Annotated in this window: 18 protein-coding genes; 3 read left to right on the top strand and 15 right to left on the bottom strand. The window is 70.2% G+C overall.

Features of this window, described 5'->3' with window-relative positions; translation table 11 throughout:
• Positions 1–18: 18 nt before the first annotated feature.
• Positions 19–621 (top strand): hypothetical protein, encoded by a 603-nt coding sequence (locus tag H563_RS0106040; protein ID WP_022881706.1) that lies wholly within the window; start codon positions 19–21, stop codon positions 619–621.
• Here H563_RS0106040 and H563_RS0106035 read toward each other — a convergent pair.
• The 6 genes from H563_RS0106035 to H563_RS0106010 all read right to left on the bottom strand — a co-directional run bounded on the left by H563_RS0106035 (position 618) and on the right by H563_RS0106010 (position 8,215).
• Positions 618–1,700, bottom strand: a complete 1,083-nt coding sequence (locus tag H563_RS0106035; protein WP_162138925.1) for a DUF4192 family protein — start codon at positions 1,698–1,700, stop codon at positions 618–620. The genes H563_RS0106040 and H563_RS0106035 overlap by 4 nt on opposite strands.
• A gap of 98 nt (positions 1,701–1,798) precedes the next feature.
• Positions 1,799–3,766 carry an ABC transporter ATP-binding protein gene (locus tag H563_RS0106030; RefSeq protein WP_027479160.1) on the bottom strand — a complete coding sequence of 656 codons (1,968 nt, stop codon included), beginning with the start codon at positions 3,764–3,766 and terminating at the stop codon, positions 1,799–1,801.
• A complete protein-coding gene (locus tag H563_RS0106025; RefSeq protein ID WP_022881703.1) occupies positions 3,763–5,493 on the bottom strand; it encodes an ABC transporter ATP-binding protein in 1,731 nt (576 codons plus the stop codon). Before H563_RS0106025 ends, H563_RS0106030 begins: the two co-directional genes overlap by 4 nt.
• Entirely contained in the window at positions 5,493–6,092 is a 600-nt protein-coding gene (locus tag H563_RS15300; protein WP_022881702.1) for a TetR/AcrR family transcriptional regulator, read from the bottom strand. Before H563_RS15300 ends, H563_RS0106025 begins: the two co-directional genes overlap by 1 nt.
• Positions 6,093–6,153: 61 nt before the next feature.
• Positions 6,154–7,125: an aldo/keto reductase gene (locus tag H563_RS0106015; RefSeq protein WP_022881701.1), complete on the bottom strand. Its 972-nt coding sequence runs from the start codon at positions 7,123–7,125 to the stop codon at positions 6,154–6,156.
• Positions 7,126–7,159: 34 nt separating this feature from the next.
• Positions 7,160–8,215, bottom strand: a complete 1,056-nt coding sequence (locus tag H563_RS0106010) for a dipeptidase (protein ID WP_022881700.1) — start codon at positions 8,213–8,215, stop codon at positions 7,160–7,162.
• Between the two features lie 140 nt (positions 8,216–8,355).
• Between H563_RS0106010 and H563_RS0106005 the strand changes: the two genes are divergently transcribed.
• A complete protein-coding gene (locus H563_RS0106005; RefSeq protein ID WP_027479158.1) occupies positions 8,356–8,856 on the top strand; it encodes a methylated-DNA--[protein]-cysteine S-methyltransferase in 501 nt (166 codons plus the stop codon).
• Positions 8,853–9,434, top strand: a complete 582-nt coding sequence (locus H563_RS0106000; protein WP_027479157.1) for a DNA-3-methyladenine glycosylase I — start codon at positions 8,853–8,855, stop codon at positions 9,432–9,434. The genes H563_RS0106005 and H563_RS0106000 overlap by 4 nt, the downstream gene beginning before the upstream one ends.
• A gap of 192 nt (positions 9,435–9,626) precedes the next feature.
• On the opposite strand, the gene H563_RS0105995 is transcribed toward H563_RS0106000, so the two are convergent.
• The 9 genes from H563_RS0105995 to atpB all read right to left on the bottom strand — a co-directional run bounded on the left by H563_RS0105995 (position 9,627) and on the right by atpB (position 17,303).
• Complete coding sequence (locus H563_RS0105995) at positions 9,627–10,403, bottom strand: YaaA family protein (protein WP_022881698.1); 777 nt, start codon at positions 10,401–10,403, stop codon at positions 9,627–9,629.
• Positions 10,404–10,496: 93 nt separating this feature from the next.
• On the bottom strand, positions 10,497–10,760 hold the full coding sequence (locus H563_RS0105990) for a F0F1 ATP synthase subunit epsilon (RefSeq protein WP_022881697.1): 264 nt from the start codon (positions 10,758–10,760) through the stop codon (positions 10,497–10,499).
• 2 nt (positions 10,761–10,762) lie between these two features.
• On the bottom strand, positions 10,763–12,223 hold the full coding sequence (gene atpD, locus H563_RS0105985) for a F0F1 ATP synthase subunit beta (protein WP_022881696.1): 1,461 nt from the start codon (positions 12,221–12,223) through the stop codon (positions 10,763–10,765).
• Between the two features lie 38 nt (positions 12,224–12,261).
• Positions 12,262–13,167: a F0F1 ATP synthase subunit gamma gene (locus H563_RS0105980; RefSeq protein ID WP_022881695.1), complete on the bottom strand. Its 906-nt coding sequence runs from the start codon at positions 13,165–13,167 to the stop codon at positions 12,262–12,264.
• Positions 13,167–14,801 (bottom strand): F0F1 ATP synthase subunit alpha, encoded by a 1,635-nt coding sequence (gene atpA, locus H563_RS0105975; protein ID WP_022881694.1) that lies wholly within the window; start codon positions 14,799–14,801, stop codon positions 13,167–13,169. Before atpA ends, H563_RS0105980 begins: the two co-directional genes overlap by 1 nt.
• Positions 14,802–14,852: 51 nt before the next feature.
• Positions 14,853–15,647 carry a F0F1 ATP synthase subunit delta gene (locus H563_RS0105970; protein WP_022881693.1) on the bottom strand — a complete coding sequence of 265 codons (795 nt, stop codon included), beginning with the start codon at positions 15,645–15,647 and terminating at the stop codon, positions 14,853–14,855.
• A complete protein-coding gene (locus H563_RS0105965) occupies positions 15,647–16,201 on the bottom strand; it encodes a F0F1 ATP synthase subunit B (RefSeq protein WP_022881692.1) in 555 nt (184 codons plus the stop codon). The genes H563_RS0105970 and H563_RS0105965 overlap by 1 nt, the downstream gene beginning before the upstream one ends.
• A 28-nt stretch (positions 16,202–16,229) precedes the next feature.
• Complete coding sequence (atpE, locus tag H563_RS0105960) at positions 16,230–16,454, bottom strand: ATP synthase F0 subunit C (RefSeq protein ID WP_022881691.1); 225 nt, start codon at positions 16,452–16,454, stop codon at positions 16,230–16,232.
• A gap of 48 nt (positions 16,455–16,502) precedes the next feature.
• The gene (gene atpB / locus H563_RS0105955; protein ID WP_022881690.1) at positions 16,503–17,303 is read right to left on the bottom strand and encodes a F0F1 ATP synthase subunit A; all 801 of its coding nucleotides are present in this window, start codon (positions 17,301–17,303) and stop codon (positions 16,503–16,505) included.
• Positions 17,304–17,384: the final 81 nt, after the last annotated feature.

Below are 17,384 nucleotides of genomic sequence, written 5' to 3'. Positions count from 1 at the left end.
GCGTGAGGGGAGGTACCGATGAGGCCCATCAGGGCACTCGTGCTCATCCCCGCTCTCGGCGGCGCCCTGCTGTTGGGCGCGTGCGCCGGTCCGGGCGACGCGGGCTCCGTCGAGGTTCCGCCGTCCGGTCTTCCGACCGCGACCCCTACGGCGCCGACCTCGCCGGCTGCCACCACGGCGCCCGCGGACGCCGACGTCGTCATCCGGGTGATCCCCGACCGCACCGACGTGCACCGCGGAGACGATCTGCCCGCCACCGTGCGCATCGAGAACCGCACGGGGAAGGAACTCGACTTCTCTACGGCCCTGTGCAACGGCAAAGTTCCGATCGGGCTCGAGAACGAGCGGATTCCGTTCCAACCGGCGATCGCCGCCATCGGATGCACGGCCTGGCGGCTCCCCGCCGCAGGATTCAGTTATCGGGCGACGATCAGCACGCGCTACACGGAGTGCCTCGAGCCGAGCGGCACCTCGCTCGAGTCGCCTCCTCCCCCGCGCTGCTCCCCCGACGGCAGCATCCCCGCGCTGCCGGCCGGAACGTACCGGACGGCCGCAATGCCCGGCGTCGCGCGGGTGTCGGTCGCCGTCGCCGACCCGGTGACGGTCGAGTTGACCGGCTAGCGCCCCGGCCGCAGGTAGGCCCACTCGGGCAGCATGCCCTGCGCGAGCACGGTCTGCAGCAGCTCGGCGAGCCCGTAGGAGGGGTCGTGCTCGCGCGCCGCGTCGACGAAGCGGCCCGCGACCGACCCGCGCCCCTGCGACCAGTGCAGCCAGGCGAGCACGGTGAGCGGCACGTGCGCGACCGCGGCGGGGGCGAGCGCGGCCAGGCGCGACACGAGGCGGATGGCGCGGCCGATGCGCTGCTCGTCGGGGCGGTCGGTCGGCCGCAGCCCCATCAGGTCGAGCGCGATCGTGTCGTCGCCGGGCCCGATCTCGCCCTCGGCGATGCGGTCGGCGACGTCGAGCAGCTCGAACCCCCGCTCGCTGCCCCACGCCCAGGTGTACAGCACGGCGTCGCGGAACTCGGGCCACAGCAGCAGGGTGAGCAGCCCCGCCAGCTCGTCGCTGGACGCGCGGGACGGGTCGAAGGCGAGCGCCTCTTCCGCCTCCTCGACGGGGCGGAACACCTCGCGCTCGCGCATCGCCCGCTCGAGGCTCGTCACGAAGCCGCGGCGGGCGAGCTCACCGACCGGCGGCAGCCGGGTGAGGTCGTCGACGCCGTCGGCGACCGGGGCGGTGCCGTCGTCGCCGGGAGCGGGCTGCTCGAGCTCGTCGAGGGGGTGCACCTCGCCCGCATCATGGCCATCGTAGGCGCCCCAGCCGTCGTCGGCGACGCAGAGGGCGTCGTGCACTTCGAACCCGGCGCGCAGCAGCCGCTGGATGAGCGGCCGCACGAAGGACGCGCGCGGCACGTCGCCGCCGGCCGCGAAGCATCCGTCGGCGTAGACCACGACGATCAGCTGCCGGATGTCGGGGACCTTGCACAGCATGCCCACGATCGAGGTGATGAAGCGCCGCTCGACGAGCTCGGCGGACGGCTCGGGCAGGTCGATGCGCATGGTGGAGACGCCCGCACGGTCGTGCAGGTTGAGGAACACGATGCTGCGCCGCGGGCGATAGCCGAGCAGGCGCGGCACGGTCGCGAGCACATCGCGAGGCGAGCGGAGGCGGATGAGCGGGGCGGGGTCGGCGGTAGTCATGCGCGACAGCATGGGCGAGGCATCCGTCGCCGCGTGCGCCCGGATGTCCGAACTGTCAGCAACCCGCCCGCCCGGCCGCCTGTGCGGGGGAAGTGGCGCTACACCTCGTCGACCGCCGCGCCCGCGAACTGCGACTGGTAGAGCCGCGCGTACGCGCCGCCCGCCTCGAGCAGGGAGGCGTGGGTGCCCTGCTCCACGATGTCGCCGTGCTCCATCACGAGGATGAGGTCCGCGTCGCGGATCGTGGAGAGCCGATGCGCGATGACGAACGAGGTGCGCCCGGCGCGCAGGGCGCTCATCGCCCGCTGCACGAGCACCTCGGTGCGGGTGTCGACCGAGCTGGTGGCCTCGTCGAGGATGAGGATCGACGGGCGGGAGAGGAACGCGCGGGCGATGGTGAGCAGCTGCTTCTCCCCGGCGGACACGTTCGCCCCCTCGTCCTCCAGCACGGTGTCATAGCCGTCGGGAAGCGAGTGCACGAAACGGTCGACGTAGGAGGCGCGGGCGGCTTCGAGGATCTCCTCCTCGGTCGCATCCGGCCGGCCGTACGCGATGTTGTCGCGGATGGTGCCGGCGAACAGCCAGGTGTCCTGCAGCACCATCCCGATCGCCCCGCGCAGCTCGGCGCGGCGCAGCCGCCGCGTGTCCACGCCGTCGAGGGTGATGCGGCCGGAGACGGGATCGTAGAAGCGCATCATCAGATTCACGAGCGTCGTCTTGCCGGCGCCGGTCGGCCCGACGATGGCGACGGTCTGCCCCGGCTGCGCCTCCATGTCGAGCCCCGTGATCAGAGGCGCGTCCTCGCTGTAGGAGAACACCACGTCCTCGAAGCGCACCCGGCCGCGCACCTCGGGCATCGGCTCGGCGTCCTCCGGGTCGGGCGTCTGCTCCTCCGCGTCGAGAAGCTCGAACACCCGCTCGGCGCTCGCGACCCCCGACTGCAGCAGGTTGGCCATGGAACCCAGCTGGGTGAGCGGCTGGGTGAACTGCCGGGAGTACTGGATGAACGCCTGCACGCTGCCCAAAGACAGGGCGCCGCTGGTGATCATCAGGCCGCCGACGACGGCGATGACGACGTACACGAGGTTCCCGACGAACATCATCGCCGGCATGATGATGCCCGAGATGAACTGGGCGCCGAAGCTCGCGGCGAACAGCTCGTCGTTCTGCTTCGCGAAGCGCTCCTCCACCTCGCGGTGCCGGCCGAACACCTTCACCAGCGCGTGGCCGCTGAAGGCCTCCTCGATCTGCGCGTTGAGCACGCCGGTGCGCTGCCACTGCGCCACGAACTGCTTCTGCGAGCGCTTCGCGATCTGCTGGGTGACCACCATGGTCAGCGGGATCGTGATGAGCGAGATGATCGCGAGCACCCAGCTGGTGAAGAACATCATGAACAGCACGCCGATCACGGTCAGCAGCGACTGCAGCAGCTGGCTCAGCGTCTGCTGCAGGCTCTGCTGCACGTTGTCGATGTCGTTCGTCACGCGGCTGAGCAGTTCTCCCCGCTGCATCCGATCGAAATAGGAGAGCGGGAGGCGGTGGATCTTGGCCTCGACGTCCTGCCGCAGCCGGAACGCGAACCGGGCGACGACGCCGTTCATGATCCAGCCCTGCAGCCAGCCGAACACGCCGGCGATGGCGTAGAGCACGAGCACCCAGGCGAGCACGTGGCTGAGCGCGGCGAAGTCGATGCCCTTGCCCGGCGTGAAGTCGATGTGCCGCAGCAGCTCCGCCTGCTGCTGGTCGCCGCTGCGCTCGAGCCCGGCGATGATCTGCGCCTTCGAGGTGCCCGCCGGAGCCTGCTTGCCGACCGTCTCGCCGATGAAGCCCGAGAACACGAGGTTGGTCGCGTCGCCGAGCAGCTTCGGGCCGACCACGGTGAAGACGACGGATGCCGCGCCGAAGAGCACCACGACGGACACCAGCAGCCGCTCCCCCCGCAGCCGCCCCAGCAGGCGCCGCGCGCTCGGCCAGAAGTTCATCGACTTCTCCACCGGCATGGCCATGCCGAACGGGCCGCCGCCGCCCGGGCCGCGCCGCACGGGTACGGGTCGCTGCTGGCTCATCGTGCCTCCTCGGCGGTCAGCTGGGAGCCGACGATCTCGGCGTAGGTGGGATTGCCGGCCAGCAGCTCCTCGTGGCTGCCGCGGCCGACGATGCGGCCGTCGTCGAGCACGAGGATGAGGTCGGCGTCGATGATGGTCGAGACCCGCTGGGCGACGATCAGGAACGTCGCGTCGCGCTCCTCGCGTTTCAGCGCCGCCCGCAGCCGCGCATCCGTCGCGAGGTCGAGCGCGGAGAAGGAGTCGTCGAAGATGTAGATCTCCGGCCGTTTCACGAGCGCGCGGGCGATCGCGAGCCGCTGCCGCTGCCCGCCGGAGACGCTCGTGCCGCCCTGCGCGATCTGCGCCTCGAGGCCCCCCTCCATCTCGCGCACGAAGTCGGCGGCCTGGGCGATCTCGAGCGCGCGCCACAGCTCCTCGTCGCTCGCGTCGGGCTTGCCGTAGCGCAGGTTGGAGGCCACGGTGCCCGAGAACAGGTACGGCCGCTGCGGCACGAGTCCGATGCGGCTCCAGAGCAGGTCGGGGTCGAGCTCGGCGACGTCGACCCCGTCGACGTAGACGGTGCCGGCGGTCGCGTCGAACAGACGCGGCAGCAGGTTGACGAGGGTGGTCTTCCCGGCGCCGGTCGACCCGATCACGGCGACGGTCTGCCCGCGCTCGGCGCGGAAGGAGATGTCGCTGAGCACGGGCTGCTCGGCGCCCGGGTAGTGGAACCCCACCTCGAACAGCTCGAGCGTGCCGGTCTCACGCAGCTCAGTCACCGGCCGGGCCGGCGGCACCACGCTCGGCTCGGTGTCGAGCACCTCGCGGATGCGGCTGGCGGCGACCGCGGCGCGCGGCACCATCACGAACATGAAGGTGGCCATCATGACCGACATCAGGATCTGCACGAGGTAGGAGAGGAACGCGGTCAGCGCGCCGACCTGCATGCCGTCCTCGACCCGGAACGCCCCGAACCAGATCACCGCGACCGAGGAAAGGTTGAGGATCAGCATGACGATCGGGAACATCGTCATCATCCAGCGCCCGGCCTTGAGCGCCGCCTCGGCCACGTCGGCGTTGACCGCCGCGAAGCGCGCGGTCTCGACCGGCTCGCGCACGAATGCGCGCACGACGCGGATGCCGGTCAGCTGCTCACGCAGCACGCGGTTGACGGCGTCGATGCGGCCCTGCATCTTCCGGAACCAGGGCACCATGCGGCTCACGATCGCGCCGACGCAGATGAGCAGCAGGGGCACCGCGACCGCGATGATCCAGGACAGCTGCAGGTCCTGCTGCAGGGCGAGGATGACGCCGCCGACCGCCGTGATCGGCGCGCTCACCATCATGGTGCAGCTCATCAGCACGAGCATCTGCACCTGCTGCACGTCGTTGGTGGTGCGGGTGATCAGGCTGGGCGCGCCGAACAGCTGCACCTCGCGCTCGCTGAACGCGCCGACCCGCGTGAACACGGCGAGACGGATGTCCCGGCCGAGGCTCATCGCGGCCCGGGCGCCGAAGTACACCGCGGTGATCGCGCACGCGATCTGCCCCAGGGTGATCAGCAGCATCCAGCCGCCCGTGGTGATGATGTAGGCCGTGTCGCCCTTGGCGACGCCGTTGTCGATGATGTCGGCGTTGAGGGTCGGCAGGTACAGGTTCGCGATGGACTGCCCGAGCTGGAACACGAGCACGCCGACCAGCAGGCGAGAGTGCGGCCTGAGGAACCTCGTCAGGATGGAGCGGAGCATCAGTCCTTCTTTCCGGCGATGCCGTAGAGGGCGAACTCGACGAGCTCGTCGAGTTCGACCGGGTTCGAGGCGTGGAACGGCTCGATGGAGGTGACGAAGGCGAGCAGGCGCAGCAGCGGCGCGATCCGCTCGACCGGCACGCCGAGCCGGGCCACGTCGGGGGCGAACAGCTCGGCGAGCACCTCGCCGTAGCCGCGGCCCGCGTCGGCGGTGACCGGGGGCCGCTCCCGCATGCCGACGGCGGCCATCATCGCGAAGACGCCCGCGAATCGCTGCTGAAGCATGGAGATCACCTGCCGGACCTTGAACTCGAGCGGCAGGCTGCGGTCGATTCCCGCCAGCTGGTCGCGCAGCGGCTGCGGGTCGAGGTACTTCGCGATGGCGGCGTCGACGAGGGCCTGCTTGTCGTCGAAGACGCGGAACACCGTGCCCTCGGCGACACCCGCCGCCTCGGCGATCTGCTTGGTCGTCACGCCCGCGCCGTGGGCGAGCAGCAGCGGCACGGTCGCCTCGACGATGTGGGCGCGACGGTCGTCGGGGCTCATCGCCGGGGCACGCCGGGACGCCGGGGCCTCGGCCGATGCATCCGTCGAACTCACACCGCGACTGTAGTGAGTGAGCACTCACTCCGCAAGGGCGGTCAGACGAACGCGGCGAACGTCACACGTACGCGGCGAACAGCGTCGAGATCTCCCGCACGTCGTCCGGCGACGGATGCCACGCGCTGGCGGCCTGCGCGTTGGCGTGCACCTGCTCAGGCTTGGTCGCGCCCGCGATCACCGAGCTGAGCCCCGGCTGGGCCAGCAGCCAGCCGAAGGTCGCCTGCAGCATGGTGATGCCGCGCTCCTCGCAGAACACCTGGTAGCGCTCGAGCAGCTCCCACGGCGCCTCGTCGACGAGGTTGCGCCGCTGCTGCATGATGCGGGTGTCGGCGGGGCCGCCCTCGCGGGTGAACTTGCCGGTGAGCAGGCCGTTCTGCAGGGGGAAGTAGGGCAGGAAGCCGAGGCCGTACGCGCGCACCGCGGGCAGCACCTCGCGCTCGGCGGCGCGCTTCAAGAGGTTGTACTCGTTCTGCGCGCTGATGAACTTGGGGTGGCCGGCGAGCTGGGCGCGGTACTCGGCGTCGGCGATCTGCCAGCCGGTCAGGTTGGAGTGGCCGATGTAGCGCACCTTGCCCTCGGTGATCAGGTCGTCGAGCACCTCGAGCGTCTCCTCGATGGGTGTGACGGGGTCGGGCGTGTGCAGCTGGTAGAGGTCGATCCAGTCGGTGCGCAGCCGGGTGAGCGACGCCTCGACGGCGCGGCGCACGTAGCGGCGGGAGCCGCGGGCGCCCCAGTCGGGGCCGTTGGCGCCCTGCATGTCGCTGCCGAACTTGGTGGCCAGCACGATGCGGTCGCGCTTGCCTTCCAGGGCGGCGCCCATCAGCGTCTCCGACAGGCCGCGCTCTTTGCCGTAGATGTCGGCGGTGTCGAAGAGCGTGACGCCGGCGTCGATGGCGGCGTGCACGACGGCGGTCGTGCCCTCCTGGGTTTCCGTCGCGGTGCCGGCGCGGCCGAAGTTGTTGCAGCCGAGGCCGACGGTGGAGACGATCAGGCCGGAGCGGCCGAGGGGGCGGTATTCGATGTCGGGCATGTCTCCGAGCCTATTGGCCGCGCGCTCGGACGGGTTAGGGATTGCGTGCGAACGCGGCATCCGTGCGCTCGAGGACGCGCAGGATGTTGCCGCCGGCGAGCGCGGCGAGCTCGTCGGCCGACCAGCCGCGCCGGGCGAGTTCGGCGAGCAGCCGGGGGTAGCCGTCGACGCCCTCGAGGCCGACGGGCATGTCGTCGGTGCCGTCGAAGTCGCCGCCGAGGCCCACGTGGTAGATGCCTGCGACGTCTCGCGCGTGCTCGACGTGGTCGGCCACGGTCGCCACGTCGACCAGCGGCTTCGCGCCGGTGCGTCCGCCGTCGCGCCAGGCGCGGTACTCGGCCGAGACGAACTGCGGCACGAAGGTGATCATGATCACCCCGCCGTTGCCGGGCAGTCGCTCGAGCACGTCGTCGGGCACGTTCCGCGGGTGGTCGTTGAGCGCCCGGCACGAGCTGTGGCTGAAGATCACGGGGGCGGATGACGCGTCGAGGGCGTCGTGCATGGTCGCCGGCGCCACGTGCGAGAGGTCGACCAGCACGCCGAGGCGGTTCAGCTCGTGCACGAGTTCGAGGCCGCGGTCGGAGAGGCCGCCGTGCCGGGGCTCGTCGGTCGCCGCATCCGCCCACTCGGTCGTGCTGTTGTGGGTGAGGGTGAGGTAGCGCACGCCCAGGCGGGCGTACTCGCGCAGCACGGCGAGCGAGCCAGCGAGCTGGTGGCTGCCCTCGGCGCCGAGCAGGCAGGCGATGCGGCCGCCTTGGCGGGCCCGGGCGACGTCGGCGGCGCTGCGGGCGAGCTCGAGGTCGCCCGGGTAGCGGGCCGCGGCGCGGTGCACCCAGTCGATCTGCTCGAGGGTCTGCACGACCGCCTCGGCGCCCTGGCCCTCGTCGGCGACGTAGACCGACCAGAACTGGGCGCCCACTCCCCCGGCCTTGAGGCGCGGCAGGTCGGTGTCGAAGCCCTCGAGGTGCCCGTCGAGTCCCTCGACGGAGTAGTCGCGCGTCAGGCGGCTCTCCCAGGCCCAGTCGTTGTGGCCGTCGATGATCGGATGCTTCGCCAGGGCTTCGCGGACGATGTCGGCGCTCTCGCTCATGCCCTCATCCTTCCGCACCCGCGGGCGGCTGGTCGACGCGTGCCGCGACTTCCCCCGCACAGGCGCCGGGTGTGCGGAGTTTGTGACCGATGTCCGATTCCCGCCAGCTGGTGTCGGCGCCCCGGCCTATGGTCGAAGCCATGACCACCCCGATCCCCCTCTTCCTGGTGCGCACGAGCTCGCCCATCGGGCGGCTCGAGCTCACGAGCGACGGCGACGCGATCACCTCGCTGTCGATCGAGCGCGGCGGCCGACTGCCGCTCGAGACGCTGCCCGAGAATCCGAACGCGGTGCTCGACGAGGCGGTGCGGCAGCTCGGCGAGTACTTCGCGGGCACCCGCACGGCCTTCGAGCTGCCGCTGCACCTGGCCGGCACCGACTTCCAGAAGGCGGTGTGGCAGATCCTCGCCGAGCTGCCGTTCGGCGAGTGCACCTCCTACGGCGAGATCGGCCAGCGGCTCGGGCGGCTCACCGGCGGGCGCGCCGTGGGCGGCGCCGTCGGCGCCAACCCGGTGCCGCTCATCATCGGCTGCCACCGCGTGCTCTCCTCCACCGGTCGGGTGACCGGCTACAGCGGCGGCGAGGGCATCCCGACCAAGCTCTGGCTGCTGGCGCACGAGGGCATCGTGCTGGCCGCATGAGCGCCTACCTGAGCGCGGTGCAGGGCGCCGACGGCCGGTTCCGCTGCGCCTGGTCGGTCTCGAGCCCCGACTACATCGCCTACCACGACGACGAGTGGGGCGTTCCGCTCACCGACGACCGGCGCCTGTTCGAGAAGATCTGCCTCGAGGGCTTCCAGGCGGGGCTCTCCTGGATCACGATCCTGCGGCGGCGGGAGGGGTTCCGGGCGGCGTTCGCCGGTTTCGACCCGGCTCGCGTCGCGGCGTTCGACGAGGCCGACGTCGCGCGGCTGCTCGCCGACGAGCGGATCATCCGCCACCGCGGCAAGATCGAGGCGACGATCCAGAATGCGCGGGCGATGCTCGAGCTCGACGTGCCGCTCGCCGAGCTGGTGTGGTCGTTCGCGCCCGACGCGTCGGCGCGTCCGCGGCCGACCGGTGACGGCGACATCCCCGCCGTCACGCCCGAGAGCACGGCGCTCAGCAGGGAGCTGCGCCGTCGCGGCTTCCGCTTCGTCGGGCCGACCACCATGTACGCCCTGATGCAGTCGGCCGGCCTCGTCGACGACCATGTGGCGGGCTGCTGGCGCGCGGGCTGAGCTGCCGTCGGGCCGAAGGGCACCCCTAGACGCATCCGTTCCCATCGCAACGCGTGCCACCACGACTGCCCGACCGCAGGTGGTGACTTCGGGGGTGCGCGTTGCGGCTACCGGATGACGTGTGCCCTTCGGCCCGACTTCCACTGAGCATATCTCACTAATGAGATGCGCGCCATGTGGTCGACGAGATCGTTAGGATGGGCCGGCGGTCACGAGCGTGACGGTGTCGACGATGCCGTCGGCGGCCGGCTCGCCGGCCTCCAGCCGCAGGCCCTGCTCGCGGCTCCACTCGATCAGCTCGCCCACCGTGCCGGGAAGTGCGCTCGCCAGGGCGACGGCGCGCGCAAGGCGCCCCTTGGCGTGCTTGTTGAAGTGGTTCAGCGCCCGGCGGCGGCCGGCGCCGTCCTCGGCGACGACCTCGAGTCGCACAGCGCCGTGCCGGCGCGGCAGCGGGCCGAGCGCCGAGTAGCCCTGAGACCGGGCGTCGACGATGAGCCCGTCCTCGCGCGCGAGCGCGGCGGCCGCCGCCTCGGCCCACAGCTGCTTGAGCCGCGCCCCCGGCAGCCGCGCGTCGTGCGAGAGCCGGTAGTCGGGGATCGGATCGAGCGCGCCGATCGGCCCCAGCACCGCCGAGTGCACGACGGCGGCGCGGCCGAGCCTCTCGCGGGCCGGCTCCGGCAGGCCGCCGGCGTCGAGCGCGTCGTAGAGCACCCCCGTGTAGCGGTCGACGGCGGGCATGACGGGGGATGCCTCGAGCACCCGGTTCTTCGCGACCTCGCCGTGCTGCCTCGGTCCGAGCTTCAGCGCCGCGACCGCCGCGTCGTGGTCCTGGGCCAGGGCCGACACGGCGTCGAGGGTGCGGCGGCGCGCATCCGTCAGCGTCGGGAATCGCAGGGAGGCGAGATCGAGGCGCGAGCCGGGCACGCCGCCCGGCCGTTTCGTCTCGGACGGGGGAAGCAGCAGGAGCACGGGAACCCTTCGAACGGTGCGAACGGAGCGCAGACAGGAAGTCCCGTCCCCGCTGAGCGAGGACGGGACTTCCCTGACAGCGAGTGCGAGGAGCTAGACCAGTTCGGCCTCGCTGGCGACGATCGTGACGATGTCGGCCGAGACGGAGAAGTAGCCGCCCTCGGCGTTCGCCGTGATGCGCTCGCCGCCCGGCAGCGTCAGCCGCACCTGACCGTGGGCGAGCAGGGCGAGCAGCGGCTCATGGCCGGGCAGCACGCCGATCTCGCCGTCGGTGGTCTTCGCGACGACCATCGCCGCCTCGCCCGACCACACCTTGTGGTCGGCGGCGACGACGCTGACCTTCAGCAGGCCCGCCATGCTTAGGCGTTCTCCTTCTGGATCTGCGCCCACTTCTCCTCGACGTCGGAGATGGCGCCGACGTTGAAGAACGCCTGCACGGCCACGTGGTCGAAGTCGCCGCGGGCGATCGCGTCGAAGGACTCGATCGTCTCCTTGATCGGCACCGTGGAGCCCTCGACGCCGGTGAACTTCTTCGCCATGTAGGTGTTCTGCGAGAGGAACTGCTGGATGCGGCGCGCACGCTCGACCGTGATCTTGTCCTCTTCCGACAGCTCGTCGACGCCGAGGATCGCGATGATCTCCTGCAGCTCCTTGTTCTTCTGCAGGATCTGCTTCACGGTCGTGGCCACGCGGTAGTGGTCCTCGCCGATGTAGCGCGGGTCGAGGATGCGGCTGGTCGACGCCAGCGGGTCGACGGCCGGGTAGAGGCCCTGCGACGCGATCTCACGCGACAGCTCGGTCGTCGCGTCGAGGTGCGCGAAGGTGGTGGCCGGCGCCGGATCGGTGTAGTCGTCGGCGGGCACGTAGATCGCCTGCAGCGAGGTGATGGAGTGGCCGCGGGTCGAGGTGATGCGCTCCTGCAGCACACCCATCTCGTCGGCCAGGTTGGGCTGGTAGCCCACGGCCGACGGCATGCGGCCGAGCAGCGTCGACACCTCGGAGCCCGCCTGGGTGAAGCGGAAGATGTTGTCGATGAAGAGCAGCACGTCCTGCTTCTGCACGTCGCGGAAGTACTCGGCCATGGTCAGCGCCGAGAGGGCGACGCGCAGACGCGTCCCCGGCGGCTCGTCCATCTGGCCGAAGACCAGGGCAGTCTTGTCGAAGACGCCGGCCTCCTCCATCTCGTGGATCAGGTCGTTGCCCTCACGGGTGCGCTCGCCGACGCCGGCGAACACCGACACACCGCCGTGGTCGGCGGCGACGCGGTAGATCATCTCTTGGATGAGCACCGTCTTGCCGACGCCCGCACCGCCGAACAGGCCGATCTTGCCGCCCTGCACGTACGGGGTGAGCAGGTCGATGACCTTGATGCCCGTCTCGAACATCTGGGTCTTCGACTCGAGCTGGTCGAAGTTCGGCGCCTTGCGGTGGATCGGCCAGCGCTCGGTGATCTCGAGCGACTCGACGGGCACGTCGAGCGGCTCGCCGATCACGTTGAAGACGTGGCCCTTCGTGACGTCGCCGACGGGCACCGAGATCGCGGCGCCCGTGTCGCGCACCTCCTGGCCGCGCACGAGACCGTCGGTCGGCTTCAGCGAGATGGCGCGCACCAGGTCGTCGCCGAGGTGCTGGGCGACCTCGAGGGTGATCTCGTGCGTCTGGTCGCCGAGGGTGATCGTGGTGGTCAGCGCGTTGTAGATGTCGGGGATCGCGTCGTGCGGGAACTCGATGTCGACGACGGGACCCGTGACACGGGCGACGCGGCCGACGCCGGGAGTGGCTGCGGCTGCGGCACCGCTGGTCTCGGCGGTGATGGTCATTATCTGTCTCTCTTTAGTCTCTGTCACAGATGTTCGGGTCAGGACGCCAGCGCGTCGGCGCCGCCGACGATCTCGGAGATCTGCTGCGTGATCTCGGCCTGGCGGGCGTTGTTGGCGAGGCGCGTGTAGTTGGTGATCAGCTTGTCCGCGTTATCGGATGCCGACTTCATCGCCTTCTGCGTCGCCGCGTGCTTCGCCGCGGCGGACTGGAGCAGCGCGTAGAACACGCGCGACTCGATGTACGCCGGCAGCAGCCGGTCGAGCACGGTCGCGGCGTCGGGCTCGAACTCGTACAGCGGCAGTACTCCCCCGTCGCCCTCGGGCAGCTCGTCGGCGGAGAAGTCCTCGGTCAGTTCGAGCGGCAGCAGGCGGCGCACGACCGGGGTCTGCGTCATCATGCTCACGAAGCGGTTGAACACGAGGTGGATCTCGTTGACGCCGCCGTCGGCCTCCTCGCGGGTGAAGACGTCGATCAGCTCGTCGCTGATCTCCTTCGCCAGCTCGAACTCGGGCTGGTCGGTGGCACCGACCCAGCTCTTCGCGTACTCGCGGCGGCGGAACGCGAAGTAGCCCACCGATTTGCGCCCGACCAGGTAGAAGACGACCTCCTTGCCCTGGCTCTTCAGCAGCTGCTCGAGCTCGAGCGCCTGCCGGATCACCTGCGAGTTGAACGCGCCGGCGAGGCCGCGGTCGCTCGTCATGAGCACCACGGCCGCGCGCGTGATCGACGCGGGCTCGGTGGTCAGGATGTGCTGCACGTTCGAGCGGGCGGCCACGAGGCCCACGGCGCGGGAGAGCTCGGTGGTGTACGGGCCGGCCTCGTTCACTCGGGCCTGCGCCTTCATGATGCGGCTCGCGCTGATGAGCTCCATCGCGCGCGTGATCTTCTTGGTCGTCTGGGCCGAGCGGATTCTCGCTCGGTAGGCGCGGAGTTGGGCTGCCACTACTTCCCCTTGGCGATCTTCTCCTGCTCGACCGACTCGGCCTCGAGGGCCTCGTACTGCTCCGTGCCGGGGGCGACCAGGGGCTGGCCCTCACCGGTCTGGAACTCGAGCTTGAACTTGTCGATCTCGGTGGTGAGCGCGGCCACGGTCTCGTCGGAGAGCTGGCCGGTCTCGCGCAGGGTGTCGAGCACGGTCGAGTTGCGGCGCAGGTGGTCGAGGAACTCGCGCTCGAACCGCAGGATGTCGGAGACCGCGACGTCGTCGAGCTTGCCGTTGGTGCCGGCCCAGATCGAGACGACCTGCTCCTCGACGGGGAACGGCGAGTACTGCGGCTGGCGCAGCAGCTCCGTCAGGCGCGCGCCGCGCGCCAGCTGGCGGCGGGAGGCGGCGTCGAGGTCGGAGGCGAACATCGCGAACGCCTCGAGCGAGCGGTACTGCGCCAGCTCGAGCTTCAGCGTGCCGGAGACCTTCTTGATGTGCTTCAGCTGCGCGTCGCCGCCGACGCGGGAGACCGAGATGCCGACGTCGACCGCGGGGCGCTGGTTGGCGTTGAACAGGTCGGACTGCAGGAAGATCTGGCCGTCGGTGATCGAGATCACGTTGGTCGGGATGTACGCCGAGACGTCGTTCGCCTTGGTCTCGATGATCGGCAGGCCGGTCATCGAGCCGTGGCCGAGGTCGTCGGAGAGCTTGGCGCAACGCTCGAGCAGGCGCGAGTGCAGGTAGAACACGTCGCCCGGGTAGGCCTCGCGCCCCGGCGGGCGGCGCAGCAGCAGCGACACGGCGCGGTAGGCCTCGGCCTGCTTGGTCAGGTCGTCGAAGACGATGAGCACGTGCTTGCCGCCGTACATCCAGTGCTGGCCGATGGCCGAGCCGGTGTAGGGGGCGAGGTACTTGAAGCCGGCCGGGTCGGAGGCCGGGGCGGCGACGATGGTGGTGTACTCCATCGCGCCGGCATCCTCGAGGGCGCCCTTCACCGAGGCGATGGTCGAGCCCTTCTGGCCGATGGCGACGTAGATGCAGCGCACCTGCTTGTCGGGGTCGCCGGACTCCCAGTTCGCCTTCTGGTTGATGATCGTGTCGATCGCGATCGCGGTCTTGCCGGTCTGGCGGTCGCCGATGATCAGCTGGCGCTGGCCGCGGCCGATCGGGATCATCGCGTCGATCGCCTTGATGCCGGTCTGCAGCGGCTCGTGCACGCTCTTGCGCTGCATGACGCCCGGCGCCTGCAGCTCGAGGGCGCGGCGGCCCTCGGTCGCGATCTCGCCGAGGCCGTCGATCGGGTTGCCGAGCGGGTCGACGACGCGGCCGAGGTAGCCGTCGCCGACGGCGACCGAGAGCACCTCGCCGGTGCGGGTGACCTCCTGGCCCTCCTCGACGCCGTCGAACTCGCCGAGCACGACCACACCAATCTCGTTCTCGTCGAGGTTCAGCGCGAGGCCCTCGGTGCCGTCTGCGAAGCGCACCAGCTCGTTCGCCATCACGCCGGGGAGACCCTCGACGTGGGCGATGCCGTCAGCGGCGTCGAGCACGTGGCCGACCTCGGTGGTGGTCGCCTTGCCGGGCTCGTACGACGTGACGAAGTCCTTCAGCGCGTCCCGGATGTCATCGGGGCTGATGGAGATGTCTGCCATCTTGTTTCCTTTTGCTCTGCGAGGCGGCTGGCCTCAGTGTGAAGTCGTGCGTTAGGCGAGCTGGAGCCGCACGTCGTTGAGGCGCGTGGCGATGCTCGAGTCGATGACGTCGTCGCCGACCTGCACGCGCAGGCCGCCGATGATCGTCGGATCGATGACGGTGTTGATGGCGATCGCCCGACCGTAGCGCGCCTGCAGCGCACCGCGCAGGCGGTCCCGCTGTTCCGTCGTCAGCGGGCGGGCGGTGGTGACGGTCGCGAGCACCGCGTCGCTCTGGTCGGCGGCGACCTGGGCGGCCCAGCGCAGCGACTCACGGATGCCCCGTCCCCGGGGCTCCATCACCAGCTGGCGTGCGATCGCGAGCGTCGCCGGCGAGACCTTCCCGCCGAGCAGGCGCTCGACGACCCCGGCCTTCGCGGCGGGCTCGGCCAGCTTGCTGCGCAGCGCGAGCTCGAGCTGCGGGTCGGAGGTCACGGCCCCTCCGAAGGCGAACAGCTCGTCCGTGATCGACACCGAGTCGGGGGCGCTCTGGGCCAGGGCCCGCACCCCGGCCTCTTCGAGACCGTCGATGATGTCGGCCGGGCGCGACCAGCGCTGCTGGGCGGCGGCCTTCAGCACGGCGAGGGTGCCCGGTGCGACCTTGCCCGAGAAGGCTCGCTCGACGAGCGCGGCCTTGCCCGCGGCATCCGCTGTCGGGTCGGCCAGGACCGACCGCAGCTGCGCCGACGAGCCGAGCAGGCGCGCGACCTGGAGCAGCTCCTCGCCGACGGCCAGGTCGACGGCGCCGCCCTGCTGCGCGAGGGTGTCGCGCAGCGCGGTCGTCGCTTCTCTGGTGGCACTCCCCATCAGGCCTGCGCCCCTGCCTTACCGGTCTCGCTGGCCTCGAGGTCCGCCAGGAAGCGGTCCACGACGCCAGCGGCCTTCGCGTCGTCCTTCAGAGACTCGCCGATCACGCCGGAGGCGAGGTCGATCGCGAGCGAGCCGACCTCGCTGCGCAGTTGCGCGGCGGCCTGCTTGCGCTCCATCTCGATCTGCGCCTGGGCGGCCGCGGTGACGCGGGCGGCCTCGGCCGCCGCCTGCTCGCGCTGCTCGGCGATGATGCGCTTGCCCTCCTCACGGGCCTGCTCCTTGATGCGAGCGGCCTCGCTGCGGGCATCCGCCAGCTGAGCGGTGTACTGCTCGAGCAGCGCCTCCGCCTTGTTCTGCGCTTCGTCGGCCTTGGCGATGTTGCCCTCGATCGCGGCGGCGCGATCGTCGAGCATCTTCAGGAAGCTCGGGATGAACTTCCAGACGAAGAACGCCAACACGACGAGGAAGCACAGCGTCGCCCAGACGAGGTCGGACGGCGCCGGAATGAGCGGGTTGATGCTCTCCTCGGCGGCAACGACTGCGTGGGTCATCACGCCTCCTTACTCGATGCTGACGGGATTACGAAGTGAAGATGTAGTACGTCGCGATGCCGATGAACGCGAGCGCCTCGGTGAACGCGATACCGATCCACATCAGAGTCTGGAGACGCGAGGAGAGCTCGGGCTGACGTGCCACGCCCTCGATGGTCTTGCCGACGACGATGCCGACGCCGATGGCCGGGCCGATGGCCGCGAGGCCGTAACCGACGGTGGCGATGTTGCCGGAGATAGCAGCGATGTCCACTGTGTGTGTTTTCCTTCCGTGAGGGATGGGCGGCGGATGCCGGCCCGGTTAGTGCTCTTCCGCCACTGCCAACTGGATGTAGACAGTGGTGAGGATCGCGAAGACGTAGGCCTGCAGCAGGGCGACCAGCACCTCGAAGAGCTGGAACGCGAAGCCGAAGGCGAGGGTGCCCAGGCCGAAGGCCTTGAAGGCCGCGGGGGCGTAGAGGAAGAAGAAGGTCGTCGCGCTGAAGAAGAGCACCAGCAGCAGGTGGCCGACGATCATGTTCATCAGCAGTCGCAGCGTCAGCGTGACGGGGCGGATGATGAACGTCGAGATGAACTCGATCGGCGTCACGATGATGTACAGCACCGGGGGCACGCCCGCCGGAAGGAGCGCGTTCTTGAAGAACAGCTTGGGGCTCTTGCGCACACCCGCGTAGATGAAGGCGATGTAGGCGATGACCGCGAGCACGAGCGGCACGCCGATGACGGAGGAGCCGGCGAGGTTCAGCAGCGGAACCACGCCCGTGATGTTCATGAACAGCACGAAGAAGAAGATCGCGGCGATCAGGGGCAGGAAGCGGCGGCCGTCCTTCTTGCCGAGCAGGTCTTCGACGACGCCGACGCGGATGAAGTCGAGGCCCATCTCGACCACGGACTGGAAGCGGCCCGGCACGACCTTCATGGCACGGGTGCCGATCCACATGAGCACGATGAGCGCGATCGTCGCGAGGATGCGGATGAGCATCACGCGGTTCAGCTCGAACGGGGTCCCCTCGAACAGCACCGCCTGCGGGAAGAACTCCTCGATCGTCGGGCCTTGGAATGTCTGACCGTCGTTGGCCGCGGCTGGTACCAACAGGTTCACAGCGTTACTGAACAGCGCTATCTCCTGATTCCGAGCACCGTGCACCTGCTCGAGGCGACGATGGAATTGTGCTGCCGAGCC

The sequence above is a fragment of the Gryllotalpicola ginsengisoli DSM 22003 genome, from assembly GCF_000419445.1.
Taxonomy (GTDB): Bacteria; Actinomycetota; Actinomycetes; order Actinomycetales; family Microbacteriaceae; genus Gryllotalpicola; species Gryllotalpicola ginsengisoli.
This window is presented reverse-complemented; position numbering and strand designations above follow the sequence as displayed.